At 71.3% G+C, this 12,500-nt stretch carries 14 protein-coding genes; 7 read left to right on the top strand and 7 right to left on the bottom strand.

Going from position 1 to position 12,500, the window contains the following annotated elements; all coding sequences use genetic code 11:
* Nucleotides 1–21: 21 nt before the first annotated feature.
* Entirely contained in the window at nucleotides 22–414 is a 393-nt protein-coding gene (locus IE257_RS33275; RefSeq protein WP_189973562.1) for a VOC family protein, read from the bottom strand.
* Between the two features lie 313 nt (nucleotides 415–727).
* Between IE257_RS33275 and IE257_RS33270 the strand changes: the two genes are divergently transcribed.
* From IE257_RS33270 to IE257_RS33240, 7 genes are all read left to right on the top strand, one after another.
* Entirely contained in the window at nucleotides 728–1,030 is a 303-nt protein-coding gene (locus IE257_RS33270; RefSeq protein WP_189973561.1) for an urease subunit gamma, read from the top strand.
* 16 nt (nucleotides 1,031–1,046) lie between these two features.
* Complete coding sequence (locus IE257_RS33265) at nucleotides 1,047–1,358, top strand: urease subunit beta (RefSeq protein ID WP_189973560.1); 312 nt, start codon at nucleotides 1,047–1,049, stop codon at nucleotides 1,356–1,358.
* Nucleotides 1,351–3,072 (top strand): urease subunit alpha, encoded by a 1,722-nt coding sequence (locus IE257_RS33260; RefSeq protein ID WP_189973559.1) that lies wholly within the window; start codon nucleotides 1,351–1,353, stop codon nucleotides 3,070–3,072. Before IE257_RS33265 ends, IE257_RS33260 begins: the two co-directional genes overlap by 8 nt.
* 13 nt (nucleotides 3,073–3,085) lie before the next feature.
* Entirely contained in the window at nucleotides 3,086–3,760 is a 675-nt protein-coding gene (locus IE257_RS33255; RefSeq protein ID WP_189973558.1) for an urease accessory protein UreF, read from the top strand.
* A gap of 21 nt (nucleotides 3,761–3,781) precedes the next feature.
* A complete protein-coding gene (ureG, locus tag IE257_RS33250; protein ID WP_189973557.1) occupies nucleotides 3,782–4,477 on the top strand; it encodes an urease accessory protein UreG in 696 nt (231 codons plus the stop codon).
* Nucleotides 4,474–5,280: an urease accessory protein UreD gene (locus IE257_RS33245; RefSeq protein ID WP_189973556.1), complete on the top strand. Its 807-nt coding sequence runs from the start codon at nucleotides 4,474–4,476 to the stop codon at nucleotides 5,278–5,280. The genes ureG and IE257_RS33245 overlap by 4 nt, the downstream gene beginning before the upstream one ends.
* Before the next feature lie 194 nt (nucleotides 5,281–5,474).
* Complete coding sequence (locus IE257_RS33240) at nucleotides 5,475–7,148, top strand: alpha/beta hydrolase (protein ID WP_189973555.1); 1,674 nt, start codon at nucleotides 5,475–5,477, stop codon at nucleotides 7,146–7,148.
* Between the two features lie 37 nt (nucleotides 7,149–7,185).
* Here IE257_RS33240 and IE257_RS33235 read toward each other — a convergent pair whose 3' ends face one another.
* From IE257_RS33235 to IE257_RS33210, 6 genes are all read right to left on the bottom strand, one after another.
* Nucleotides 7,186–7,896 carry a lysophospholipid acyltransferase family protein gene (locus IE257_RS33235; RefSeq protein WP_189973554.1) on the bottom strand — a complete coding sequence of 237 codons (711 nt, stop codon included), beginning with the start codon at nucleotides 7,894–7,896 and terminating at the stop codon, nucleotides 7,186–7,188.
* 84 nt (nucleotides 7,897–7,980) lie between these two features.
* The gene (locus tag IE257_RS33230; protein ID WP_189973553.1) at nucleotides 7,981–8,139 is read right to left on the bottom strand and encodes a hypothetical protein; all 159 of its coding nucleotides are present in this window, start codon (nucleotides 8,137–8,139) and stop codon (nucleotides 7,981–7,983) included.
* A gap of 32 nt (nucleotides 8,140–8,171) precedes the next feature.
* Complete coding sequence (locus IE257_RS33225; RefSeq protein ID WP_189973552.1) at nucleotides 8,172–9,128, bottom strand: cytochrome c oxidase assembly protein; 957 nt, start codon at nucleotides 9,126–9,128, stop codon at nucleotides 8,172–8,174.
* A gap of 103 nt (nucleotides 9,129–9,231) precedes the next feature.
* Nucleotides 9,232–10,257: a 6-phosphofructokinase gene (locus IE257_RS33220; RefSeq protein ID WP_189973551.1), complete on the bottom strand. Its 1,026-nt coding sequence runs from the start codon at nucleotides 10,255–10,257 to the stop codon at nucleotides 9,232–9,234.
* Between the two features lie 215 nt (nucleotides 10,258–10,472).
* Nucleotides 10,473–11,201: a type 1 glutamine amidotransferase gene (locus tag IE257_RS33215; protein ID WP_189973550.1), complete on the bottom strand. Its 729-nt coding sequence runs from the start codon at nucleotides 11,199–11,201 to the stop codon at nucleotides 10,473–10,475.
* Between the two features lie 19 nt (nucleotides 11,202–11,220).
* Nucleotides 11,221–12,459 (bottom strand): MurT ligase domain-containing protein, encoded by a 1,239-nt coding sequence (locus tag IE257_RS33210; RefSeq protein ID WP_189973549.1) that lies wholly within the window; start codon nucleotides 12,457–12,459, stop codon nucleotides 11,221–11,223.
* Nucleotides 12,460–12,500 lie beyond the last annotated feature (41 nt).

The following is a 12,500-nucleotide window of genomic DNA, read 5'->3' as shown; positions in this document are numbered from 1 at the left end:
GCAAGATCCGGAAGAGACGGCCTAGACGAGGCCGCGTTCGACCGCGCTGCGCTCGATGCACAGCTCGTTGCCCTCGGGGTCGGCGAGGACGACCCAGCCCGCGACGCCGTCCGCGTCGCGGCGGTCGTCCACGAGCTTCGCGCCGAGCCCGATCAGGCGCTCGACGGTCTCGTCCCGGGTGCCGGTGGGCGGCTGGATGTCCAAGTGGACCCGGTTCTTGACCGCCTTGGTGTCCGGGACCCGGATGAACAGCAGTCCCGGCACGCCGGGCTGCCCGGACTCCAGCAGGACCTCGTCGTCCCCCTCCACGTCGTCGGGGTGGACCGGGAAGCCGGTCACCGCGGACCAGAACTCGGCGATCCGGTAGGGGTCCAGGGCGTCGAAGGTGATGTGCCGGACGGGGTTGACGAACATCTGTCTCCTCGATGGGGGATCCGTTTGCGGAGCCGTATACGGAATCGGGTGCGCGGGGCGCCGGAGTTGAACCGGGTACCTGCCCGAAACGTGGGTTAACGCAGTGGAAAAGCTCAGGGCTTAGCGTGGCGCCACGTTCGACCGCCAATGATCATCCATGATCCGGTAAAGCGGTGGTGGTCGGGGTGGAAAGCCTTTTCCCGCGTTGGGAAAGACTCGCTTGGTTCGGATATGTGCAGGTCAACAAAGTGTTGAAGGCCGGTAGGGTCGCCCCGCCCATAGTTGATCTTGTCCCGGAAGCTTGGTGATACGCGTGCAACTGACACCGCACGAGCAGGAGAGACTGCTCATCCACGTGGCCGCCGACGTGGCCGAGAAGCGGAGGGCGCGCGGGGTCCGCCTCAACCATCCGGAGGCGATCGCGCTGATCACGTCGCACCTTCTGGAGGGGGCCCGCGACGGCCGGACGGTGGCCGAGCTGATGGCCTCGGGCCGCACCGTCCTGACCCGCGAGGACGTCATGGAGGGCATCCCCGAGATGATCCACGACGTCCAGGTCGAAGCGACCTTCCCGGACGGCACCAAGCTCGTCACGGTCCACGATCCGATCGTCTGAAACGGAGTACCCCCGCATGATCCCCGGCGAAATCGCCTACGGGGACGGCCCGGTGCTCCTCAACGAGGGCCGTCCCGTCACCCGCCTCACCGTGCTCAACGCCGCCGACCGGCCGGTCCAGGTCGGTTCCCACTACCACTTCGCCGAGGCCAACCCCGGTCTCGACTTCGACCGCCCCGCCGCCCGCGGGCTCCGGCTCAACATCGCCGCCGGTACGGCCGTCCGCTTCGAGCCGGGCATCCCGGTCGCGGTGGAACTCGTACCCCTGGGCGGGCTGCGCACCGTACCGGGGCTCCGTGGCGAGACCGGAGGGCCGCTCGATGGCTGAGCTGTCCCGCCAGGTGTACGCCGACCTCTTCGGGCCGACGGCAGGTGACCGGATCCGGCTCGCCGACACCGACCTCTTCGTCCAGATCGAGCGGGACCTCAGCGGCGGCCCCGGGCGGGCCGGCGACGAGGCCGTGTTCGGCGGCGGCAAGGTGATCCGCGAATCCATGGGGCAGGCCCGCACCACCCGCGCCGAGGGCGCCCCCGACACCGTGATCACCGGTGTCGTCGTCCTCGACCACTGGGGCATCGTCAAGGCCGACCTCGGCATCCGCGACGGCCGGATCTGCGGCATCGGCAAGGCCGGCAACCCCGACACCATGGACGGGGTGGAGCCCGCCCTGGTCATCGGTCCGGAGACCGAGATCATCGCCGGCAACGGGAAGATCCTCACCGCCGGTGCCATAGACGCCCACGTGCACTTCATCTCCCCGACGATCATCGAGGAGGCGCTCGCCTCCGGGATCACCACCCTCGTCGGCGGGGGCACCGGACCGGCCGAGGGAACGAAGGCCACCACCGTCACCCCCGGGCCCTGGCACCTGGCCCGGATGTTCGCCGCCCTGGAGGCCTACCCGGTCAACATCGGCCTGCTCGGCAAGGGCAACACCATGTCCCGCGAGGGCATGTACTCCCAACTGCGCGGCGGCGCCCTCGGATTCAAGATCCATGAGGACTGGGGGGCCACCCCTGCCGTCATCGACGCCTGCCTCGGGGTGTGCGAGGAGACCGGCGCCCAGGTCGCCATCCACACCGACACCCTCAACGAGGCCGGATTCGTCGCGGACACCCTCGCGGCCATCGCCGGGCGGACCATCCACTCGTACCACACCGAGGGCGCCGGCGGCGGGCACGCACCCGACATCATCACCGTGGTCTCCGAGCCCAACATACTGCCCAGCTCCACGAACCCCACCCGGCCGCACACCGTCAACACCGTCGAGGAACACCTCGACATGCTGATGGTCTGCCACCACCTCAACCCGGCCGTCCCCGAGGACCTCGCCTTCGCCGAATCGAGGATCCGGCCCTCGACCATCGCCGCCGAGGACGTCCTCCACGACCTCGGGGCCATCTCCATCATCTCCTCCGACTCCCAGGCCATGGGCCGGGTCGGCGAGGTCGTGCTGCGCACCTGGCAGACCGCCCACGTGATGAAGAAGCGCCGCGGCTTCCTCCCCGGCGACGGACCCGCCGACAACCACCGCGCCCGCCGCTATGTGGCCAAGTACACGATCAACCCCGCCGTGGCCCAGGGACTCGCCCGCGAGATCGGCTCGGTCGAGACCGGGAAACTCGCCGACCTGGTGCTCTGGAACCCGGCGTTCTTCGGGGTCAAGCCCGAACTCGTCATCAAGGGGGGCCAGATCGCCTACGCGCAGATGGGCGACGCCAACGCCTCCATCCCCACCCCGCAGCCCGTCCTGCCCCGGCCGATGTTCGGCAGCCACGGCCGGGCGCCCGGCCTCAACTCCCTGAACTTCACCGCCCAGGCCGCGCTCGACGACGGGCTGCCCGAACGGCTCGGGCTCGGAAAGCAGTTCGTGGCCATCGAGAGCACCCGCAAGGTGGGCAAGGCCGACATGCGTAACAACGATGCCATGCCCAGGGTCGAGGTCGACGCCGACACCTTCACGGTCACCATCGACGGAGAGGCCGTGGAACCGGCGCCCGCCACGGAACTGCCCATGGCCCAGCGCTACTTCCTGTTCTGAGAAGAGGTCCCTGATGAGCCGCGCCGCGCTGCTCGTCCTCGCCGACGGCCGGTTCCCCGCCGGGGGCCACGCCCACTCCGGCGGGGCCGAGGCCGCCTGCAAGGCGGGCCGGATCCACGATGCCGCCACCCTGGAGGACTTCTGCCGGGGCCGGCTGCACACCGCCGGCCTCACCGCCGCCGCGCTCGCCGCGGCCGCCGCTCTCGGGCTCGACCCGGCCGTACTGGACGCCGCCGCCGACGCCCGGACCCCCTCGCTCGCGCTGCGCACCGCGGCCCGGCGGCTGGGGCGGCAGCTGCTGCGGGCTGCCCGGGCCACCTGGCCCGGGGCCGAACTGGAGGCCCTGGCGGCGGCGTTCCCACGCGGGGCCCACCAGCCCGTGGTCCTCGGCGTGACCGCCCGGGCGGCCGGGCTCGGCCCGGGGGACGCCGCGCACGTGGCGGCGTACGAGAGCGTCGGCGGGCCCGCCACCGCGACCGTGCGGCTGCTGGGCCTGGACCCCTTCGAGGCGAGCGGGGTACTGGCCCGGCTCGCCCCCGAGCTCGACGCCGTCGCGGCCCGGGCGGAGCGGGCCGCGCTGCGGGCCCGCTCGCAGGGCCCGCAGGCCCTGCCCGCGGCCTCCTCGCCGCTGCTGGACATCTCGGCGGAGGTTCATGCCGACTGGCCGGTACGGCTCTTCGCTTCCTGAACCCTGAAGGAGACACCCCCCATGCACCTCGACCACGCGGTGACCTACCCCCACCGGCACACCCACAGCGCCGATCCGCTCCGGCCCGACGGCACCCGGCGGGCCCTGCGCATCGGACTCGGCGGCCCCGTCGGCTCCGGCAAGACCGCCACCGTCGCCGCCCTGTGCCGCGCGTTGCGCTCCGAGCTGTCCATGGCCGTCGTCACCAACGACATCTACACCCGCGAGGACGCCGAGTTCCTGCTCCGCGAGGCCGTCCTGCCGTCCGAGCGGATCACCGCCGTCGAGACCGGGGCCTGCCCGCACACCGCCATCCGCGACGACATCTCCGCCAACCTGGAGGCCGTGGAGGAGCTGGAGGACGCCTTCCGGGAGCACGGCCGACTGGACCTGATCCTCGTCGAGTCCGGTGGGGACAACCTCACCGCCACCTTCTCCCGCGGACTCGTCGACGCCCAGATCTTCGTCATCGACGTGGCCGGCGGGGACGACATCCCCCGCAAGGGCGGCCCCGGCGTCACCACCGCCGACCTCCTCGTCGTCAACAAGACCGACCTCGCGCCGCACGTCGGCTCCGACCTCGACCGGATGGCCCGCGACGCCGCCGCACAGCGCGGCGAGCTGCCCGTCGCCTTCCAGTCGCTGCGCGGCCCCGAAGGGGTCGGACCGGTGGCCGCCTGGGTGCGCGAGCGGATCGCCGCCTGGTCCCCGCGATGAGCGGCGCAGCCACCACGGACCGCGCGCAGGCACCCGCCACGCCGCCGGCGGGCCTGCGGGCCACCGCCCGCATCCGCGCCGCGGCCGACGGGCGGGGCGGCACCGCCCTGCCACTGCTGGCAGGGGAGGGACCGCTCGCGCTGCGCCGGACCCGCTCGTCGTCGGCGGCCGAGGCCGGGGTCATGCTGGTCGGCGCGATGAGCGCCCCGCTCGGCGGGGACCACCTCACCGTCGAGGCCACCGCCGGACCCGGGGCGCACCTCGCCCTCGCCTCGGCGGCGGCCACCCTGGCGCTGCCCGGCCGGTCCGGCGAACCCGCGCGGTACGACGTGCACCTCACCCTGGAGGACGGGGCGTCGGTGCGCTGGCTCCCCGAACCGCTGGTCTCGGTGCGCGGCAGCGACCTCCGGGTGCGCACCCGGGTCCGCATGGCCCCCACCGCACGCCTGGTGCTGCGCGAGGAGCAGGTACTGGGCCGGACCGGGGAGGCGCCCGGCCTGCTGCGCAGCCGCCTCGCAGTCGAGCGCGCAGGCACTGCGCTGCTGGACCAGGAGCTGGCCTGCGGACCCGGAGCGCCCGGCGGCTGGGACGGTCCGGCCGGCCTGGCCGGGCACCGGGCGCTCGGCCAACTCCTGGTGGTGGAACCGGCCTTCGCCGGTAGTCCGCCCGCGGCGGCCGTCCTGGGGGAGTTCGCGGTGGTGACTCCGCTGGCCGGTCCGGCCGTTCTGGTGACGGCACTGGCCCCGGACGCCCTGCGGGTGCGCGAGCTGCTCGACGCGGCCTGCCGTACCTACGGCCGCTGAGGGGGACGGTGAAAGCGGGACGCAACAGGCACCGCTCAGCGGTACACACCTCGCCGGTTATCGGGTTGGCAAAGAAGTCGATCCGGCCCTGTCGCCGGGTCGGGGTCAGACGACAGGATCCCCCTGCACGCCGACGACCGAACCCGACCAACCAGGCCGCCCACGGCGGCATCTGACGCAGGGGGAACAACCACGTGATACGCAACGCGGCGCTGGCGAGCGCCGCCACATTGATCACCGGCACACTTGCGGCGAGCCTGCTGCTGGCCCCGCCCGCCGCGGCGGCCTCCGCCGGCAGCGACGGCAGGCTGCCCGAGGCGCTGGGCGCGCAGATCGCCGCCGCCCGTGCCGCCCGCGCCGGGATCGACTGGAAGGACTGCCCGGCGGACTGGGGCTTCGAGAAGCCCATCCAGTGCGGCTGGGTGAAGGTCCCGCTCGACTACGCGAAGCCGTTCGGCAAGACCATCGACATCGCCGTCGACCGCATCGGCAGCACGGGGACCAAGGAGGAGCGCCAGGGCGCCCTCGTCTACAACCCCGGCGGCCCCGGCGGTTCCGGCATGCGCTTCCCGCGCCGCGTCACCACCAAGAGCCCGCTGTGGGTCAACGCCTCCAAGGCCTACGACTTCGTGGGATTCGACCCGCGCGGCGTCGGCCACTCCGCGCCCATCTCCTGCATCGACCCGCAGGAGTTCGTGAAGGCCCCCAAGGCCGACCCGGTCCCGGACAGCGAGGCCGACAAGCGCGCCCAGCGCAAGCTCGCCGCCGAGTACGCGGACGGCTGCAAGGAGCGCAGCGGCGAGATGCTGCCGCACATGACCACACCGAACACCGCGCGCGACCTCGACGTGATCCGGGCCGGCCTCGGCGAGAAGAAGCTGAACTACCTCGGCGTCTCCTACGGCACCTACCTGGGCGGGGTCTACGCGACCCTCTTCCCGACCCATGTGCGCCGCATGATCGTCGACAGCGTGGTGGACCCGTCGCAGGACAACATCTGGTACGAGGCCAACCTCGGCCAGGACGTCGCCTTCCAGATGCGCTGGAACGACTGGCAGGACTGGGTCGCCAAGAACGACGCCGTCTTCCACCTCGGTGCCACCCGCGCCGAGGTCGAGGCCAAGTGGCAGGAGCTGCGCGCCAAGGCCAAGGCCAAGCCGCTCGGCGGGATCGTCGGCCCGGCCGAGCTCATCGGCTTCTTCCAGGGCGCCCCGTACTACGACTCCTCCTGGGTGCCCGTCGCCCAGACCTTCGCGGCCTGGGCGGCCGGTGACGAGCAGGCGCTCATCGACGCCATCGCCCCGGACATGTCGGACACCAAGGGCAACGCGTCGTCCGAGAACGGCAACGCCGTCTACACCGCCGTCGAGTGCGCCGATGCGAAGTGGCCCACCAGCTGGTCCAAGTGGGACCGGGACAACACCAAGCTGCACGAGAAGTACCCGTTCCTGACCTGGTCCAACGCGTGGATGAACCTGCCCTGCGCGACCTGGAAGGCCAAGCAGAGCACTCCGATCGCCGTCGGCGCCAAGCACGGCCTGCCCCCCGTGCTGATCGTCCAGTCCGAGCGGGACGCGGCCACGCCGTACAAGGGCGCGGTCGAGCTGCACCGCCGCCTTGCCGGCTCGCGTCTGATCACCGAGAAGAGCGCGGGCTCGCACGGTGTCACCAGCCTGCTGAACCCCTGCATCAACACCCGGGTGGACAGCTACCTGCTCACCGGCAAGGTCGACGCCAAGGACGTGACCTGCGCCCCGCACGCCACCCCGGTGGCCCCGGCCCCGGCCGCGGCGAAGTCCCTGTCCTCCGACGCCCCGGCCGAGTCCTCGGTCTTCCCGGCGCCGGAGGAGCTCCCCGCCGTCCGTTAAGGACGGGCGGGACCGCCCGGGACGAGCGGGAGAAGGCTCAGCGCGCGGTGCGCCGGGCCTTCTTCCGCTGTTCCTCCTCCTCGGCCTTGACCTCGGCCGCGTACCGGTCGACGTACTCCTGGCCGGACAGCCCGAGGATCGCGTACATGATCTCGTCGGTGACCGCCCGCAGGACGGCCCGCTCACCCTCCATTCCGGCGTATCGGGCGAAGTCCAGCGGCTCGCCGAAGCGGATGGTCACCCGCCGGATCTTCGGGATCTTCTTCCCGGGCGGCTGGATCTCGAAAGTGCCCACCATCGCGCAGGGCACGACGGGCACCCCGGCGCCCAGGGCCATCGCGGCGACCCCCACCTTGCCCTTGTAGAGCCGGCCGTCGTGCGAGCGCGTCCCCTCCGGATAGATGCCCAGCAGCTCGTCCTTGGCCAGTACGCCCAGGCCCTCGCGCAGGGCCGCCTGTCCGGCGTTCTTCCCCGAGCGGTCCACGGGGATCTGCCCGGCGCTGCGGAAGAAGGCGGCGGTGAGCCGGCCCTTGACCCCGGGGCCCGTGAAGTACTCGGCCTTGGCGAGGAAAGTGATCCTCCGCCTGAGGATCGCCGGCATCAGGAAATGGTCCGAGAACGACAGGTGATTGCCCGCGACGATCGCGGCCCCCTCCGCCGGGATGTTCTCCAGGCCCTCGATCCGCGGTCTGAACAGCAGCCGCAGCAGGGGACCGAGCAACACGTGCTTGAGCAAGTGGTAGAACACCAGGCCGCTCCTGTCGATATCCCGTTGTCACCGCCATTTTACGGACGGTGAGCCGCGGGCTGCAGGGGTCGGACGTGGCATTGCTCAGACATTGCGTGTGGCGGCCATCCCGGCGGTCAGCAGTCCCAGCACGACCCAGCCGAACCAGAGCCAGCCGTTGCTGCCGAGGGCCACGGAGTACGCGGCCACGGCCACCAGTGCGGCGAAGGTCATGACTGCCATCGCCTTAACGGATCCGGTCATGCCCCATGGTGGCGCCCCGAGGCGGGATCGCGCTACTGGCCACGCGCTTGGAGCGAGGCGAGATACGAGTTGTATGCCTCCAGCTCCTTGTCGCCGTTGCGCTCCTCGGCCCGGTCGGACCGCCGTGCGGCCCGCTGCTCGGAGTGATACCACTGGTACACGAGGGCGATCAGGACCAGCACCGAGGGAATCTCGCTGAAGGCCCAGGCGATGCCGCCGCCCCACTGCTGGTCGAGCAGCGGGTCGATGCCGAGCGACGCCGGCGGGTTCGCGTACGTCTTGATCATCGGCTGGCTCGCCATCATCAGGGCGATGCCGAAGAAGGCGTGGAAGGGCATGCCCGCGAACAGCTCCAGCATCCGCATCACGTAGCCCGGCCGGTGCGGCCCCGGGTCGATGCCCATGATCGGCCAGAAGAAGATCAGGCCGACGGCGAGGAAGTGGAGCATCATCGCGACGTGCCCGGTGCGGCTCTCCATCAGGAAGTCGAAGAGCGGCGTGAAGTACAGGGCGTACAGGCTCGCGATGAACATCGGGATCGTGAAGGCCGGGTGGGTGATCACCTTCATGTACCGGCTGTGCAGGAGCATCAGCAGCAGCTCGCGCGGCCCCTTGTGACCGCGGGCGGCGGGCGGCAGCGCACGCAGCGCCAGCGTCACCGGAGCGCCCAGCAGCACCAGGATCGGGGTGACCATGCTGATCACCATGTGCTGGACCATGTGCACGCTGAACATGACCATGCCGTAGTCGTTCAGCTTGGTGCACATCACGAGGAGCACGGTCAGCACGCCCACGGCGAAGGCGATGGTCCGGCCCGGCGGCCAGGAGTCCCCGCGCCGGCGCAGCCGCAGCACGGCCCCTCCGTACAGGGCGAGCGCGATCAGCGAGCCGAACAGGAAGAAGGCGTCGAACGAGAACTCCAGACCACGCCCGAGAGTGAACGGCGGCAGGTCCATGTTCATGTCCATGCCGTGCCCGCTGTGATCCATCTGTTCACTCCCTTGACCGTGGTGCCCCACCACAGTAGTGCCGCCCCCGCACGCTCTTGCGCGCGGGGGCGGCCCACGATAGAAGGGGCGCACAAAAGGGATGTCAGAGAACCGTCTGCGCCTCGTCGTACCGCTCGGCGGGGACCGTCTTGAGGGTCGACGTCGCCTCGGAGAGCGGCACCATCACGATGTCCGTGCCGCGCAGCGCGGTCAGCATGCCGAACTCACCGCGGTGCGCGGCCTCCACGGCGTGCCAGCCGAAGCGGGTGGCGAGGACCCGGTCGTACGCGGTGGGCGTGCCGCCGCGCTGGACGTGGCCCAGGATCACCGGCCGGGCCTCCTTGCCCAGGCGGTGCTCCAGTTCCACGGCGAGCCGGTTGCCGATGCCGGCGAACCGCTCGTGCCCGTACATGTCGGTGCCGCCCTCCTCGAAGTCCATCGAGCCCGGCTTCGGCTTGGCGCCCTCGGCGACCACGACGATCGCGAACCGCTTGCCCGCGGAGAAGCGCTCGCCGACGATCTCCGTCAGCTGCTCTATGTCGAAGGGGCGCTCCGGTACGACGATGGCGTGCGCGCCGGCCGCCATGCCCGAGTGGAGGGCGATCCAGCCGGTGTGGCGGCCCATGACCTCCACGACCATCACGCGCTGGTGGGACTCGGCGGTGGTCTTCAGCCGGTCCAGCGCCTCGGTGGCCACCCCGACGGCGGTGTCGAAGCCGAAGGTGACGTCGGTGGAGGCGATGTCGTTGTCGATGGTCTTCGGGACCCCGACGATGGGCAGACCGGCCTGCGCGAGGAGGTTCGCGGCCTTCAGGGTGCCCTCGCCGCCGATCGGGATGATCGCGTCGAGGCCCAGGTCCGCGACATGGCCGCGGGCGCGCTCCACACCGTCGCGCAGGTGCGCCGGCTGGACCCGGGACGAGCCGAGGATGGTGCCGCCGCGGGCGAGGATGCCGCCGACGGCGTCGAGGTCGAGCTTGCGGTAGTCCGCCTCCAGAAGGCCCTTCCAGCCGTCGTGGAAGCCGATCACCTCGTCGCCGTGGTCGACGACGGCGCGGTGCACGACGGAACGGATGACGGCGTTGAGACCGGGGCAGTCGCCACCGGAAGTGAGCACACCTATGCGCATGGCAGGAACGGACCTTTGCAACGTGGGCCGGCGACCGGACCACGTCGTCCGGTTGGAACTACGGCCACCCTACAAGCGGTGGAGCGGTGGACTGAACCATCCTCCACATGCTGGTCCCACTCGTCGTGCGAAACCACGTCGGCCCGGTTCCCCCTAGGGAAAACCGGGCCGAACACATGATGACGGGGCCGCCCCGATGAGCGGTCCGCCGGGCGCTACGCGGGCTGCGTCGCGGCGGCGATGCGCTCCGCGCGCAGCGCCTCGTACCACCGGTCGTCTATGGCCGGCAGCGCGTTCACGTCGAGGGCCAGCTTCAGCAGCAGGTCCGCGATCTGCGGGTTGCGGGCCATCACGGGGCCGTGCATGTACGTGCCGAACACCGTGTCGTTGTACGCGCCTTCGGTGCCGTCACCGGTGCCGTTGCCGCGGCCCATGCTCACCCGGGCGAACGGCCTGGCCGTCGGGCCGAGGTGGGTCACGCCCTGGTGGTTCTCGAAGCCCGTCAGCTGCGGCAGGTTCAGGCGCGGGTCGATGTCGGCGAGGACGTCGCCGACGCACCGCTCGCCCTCACCGCGCACGGTGACCACGTCCAGCAGGCCGAGGCCCTCCTGGCGCTGGCCCTGGTCGTTGACGAACTCCTTGCCGAGGATCTGGTACCCGGCGCAGACGGAGAAGACGATCGCCCCGTTCGAGACGGCGCGCTCCAGACCGCCGTCGCGCAGCAGTCGCTCCGCGGCGAGGCGCTGCGGCCGGTCCTCGCCGCCGCCGATCAGGTAGATGTCGCCCGAGGTGGGGATGGGCTGGTCGCTGCGCACGTCCACGCGCTGCACGTCCAGGCCGCGCTGGCGCGCCCGGCGCTCCACCACCAGGGCGTTGCCCTGGTCTCCGTACGTGCTCAGCAGGTCGGGGTAGACCCACACCAGACGCAGGCTGTTGTCGCTCATGCTCTTGTCCTTATGGGTACTAGTTGCCGACGCGGCGGCGCACGTCCTGGAAGGCGGTGTAGTTGGCGATCAGCTCGATCTGTCCGGGCGGCGCGAGCTGCACGGCCTCGTCGAGGGTCTCGCACACCCGGAAGTCCAGGCCCGCGACCTCGAGGCGGACCGCGAGGTCCAGCTTGCGGTCACCGATGACGAAGATCGGGTGACCGAGCAGCCGCGGGTAGTCCACGTCCCACAGCCAGGAGGTGTCGGTGCCGTCGGCGCCGCGCGCGTTCACCGAGAGGATCACCGGGGTCGGCGGGGGATCGATCAGCGAAAACGTTTCGAGCCAGCCCGCCGGGTTCTTCGCGAGCAGCAGCCGCAGCTCACGGCCCTGGAAGTGCACCACGTCGTAGCGGCCGGCGACGGCCTGCACCTGGTACATCCGCTCCAGCGCGACCTGCGGCGGGACGCCGAAGACGGCGGCCACGGCGGCGGAGGTGGCGGCGTTGGCCTTGTTGGCGCGGCCCGGCAGCTGGAGGTGGATCGGCCAGGCACTGCCGTGCGGGTCCAGGACGTGATCGCCGGAGAGCACCCAGGTCGGGGTCGGGCGCCGGAAGCCGCACTCGCCGCAGAACCAGTCGTCGCCCGGGCGCTGCATGACGCCGCCGCAGGAGGGGCACGACCAGGCGTCGTCCTTCCACTCCTGGCCGGCCGCGACCCACACCACGTTCTGGGAGGAGGAGGCGGACCACACGATCAGCGGGTCGTCGCAGTTGGCGACGATGACCGCCTTGGAGCCCTGGAGGCCCTCGCGCCACTTCTCCGCGAGCATGCGGGTCTCGGCGGCGCGGTCCAGCTGGTCGCGGGAGAGGTTGAGCAGGGCGATCACCTTCGGGGTGACGTCCCGGGCCACCCCGGCCAGGTACTTCTCGTCGACCTCGATGACGCCGTACTTGGCGTCCGAACCGCCGGCCAGCGCCGAGGTGATGCCGGCGGGCATGTTGGCGCCGAGGGCGTTGGAGACGACCGGACCGCTGGCCCGCAGGGCCTCCGCGATCAGCCGGGTCGTCGTGGTCTTGCCGTTCGTCGCGGAGACGAGGACGACATCGAGATGTTGCGCCAGCGCGCCGAGAAGATCGGGGTCGAGCCTGAGTGCGACCTTGCCACCGATCACCGATCCGCTTCCGCGTCCCGCGGCCCGCGACACCGCCGCCGCGGCCTTGCCCGCCGTCACGGCCAGCTTGGCCCGCGGCGAAAGCGGCTCCGTGTTGCCTGCCATCGTCCCTTGTCCTCCTTGCGTCGGTCGGCCCCAGCCTATCC

Source organism: Streptomyces avidinii (assembly GCF_014650695.1).
GTDB lineage: Bacteria > Actinomycetota > Actinomycetes > Streptomycetales > Streptomycetaceae > Streptomyces > Streptomyces avidinii.
The sequence above is the reverse complement of the archived record's forward strand: the minus strand, read 5'-3'. Positions and strand labels throughout refer to the sequence as shown.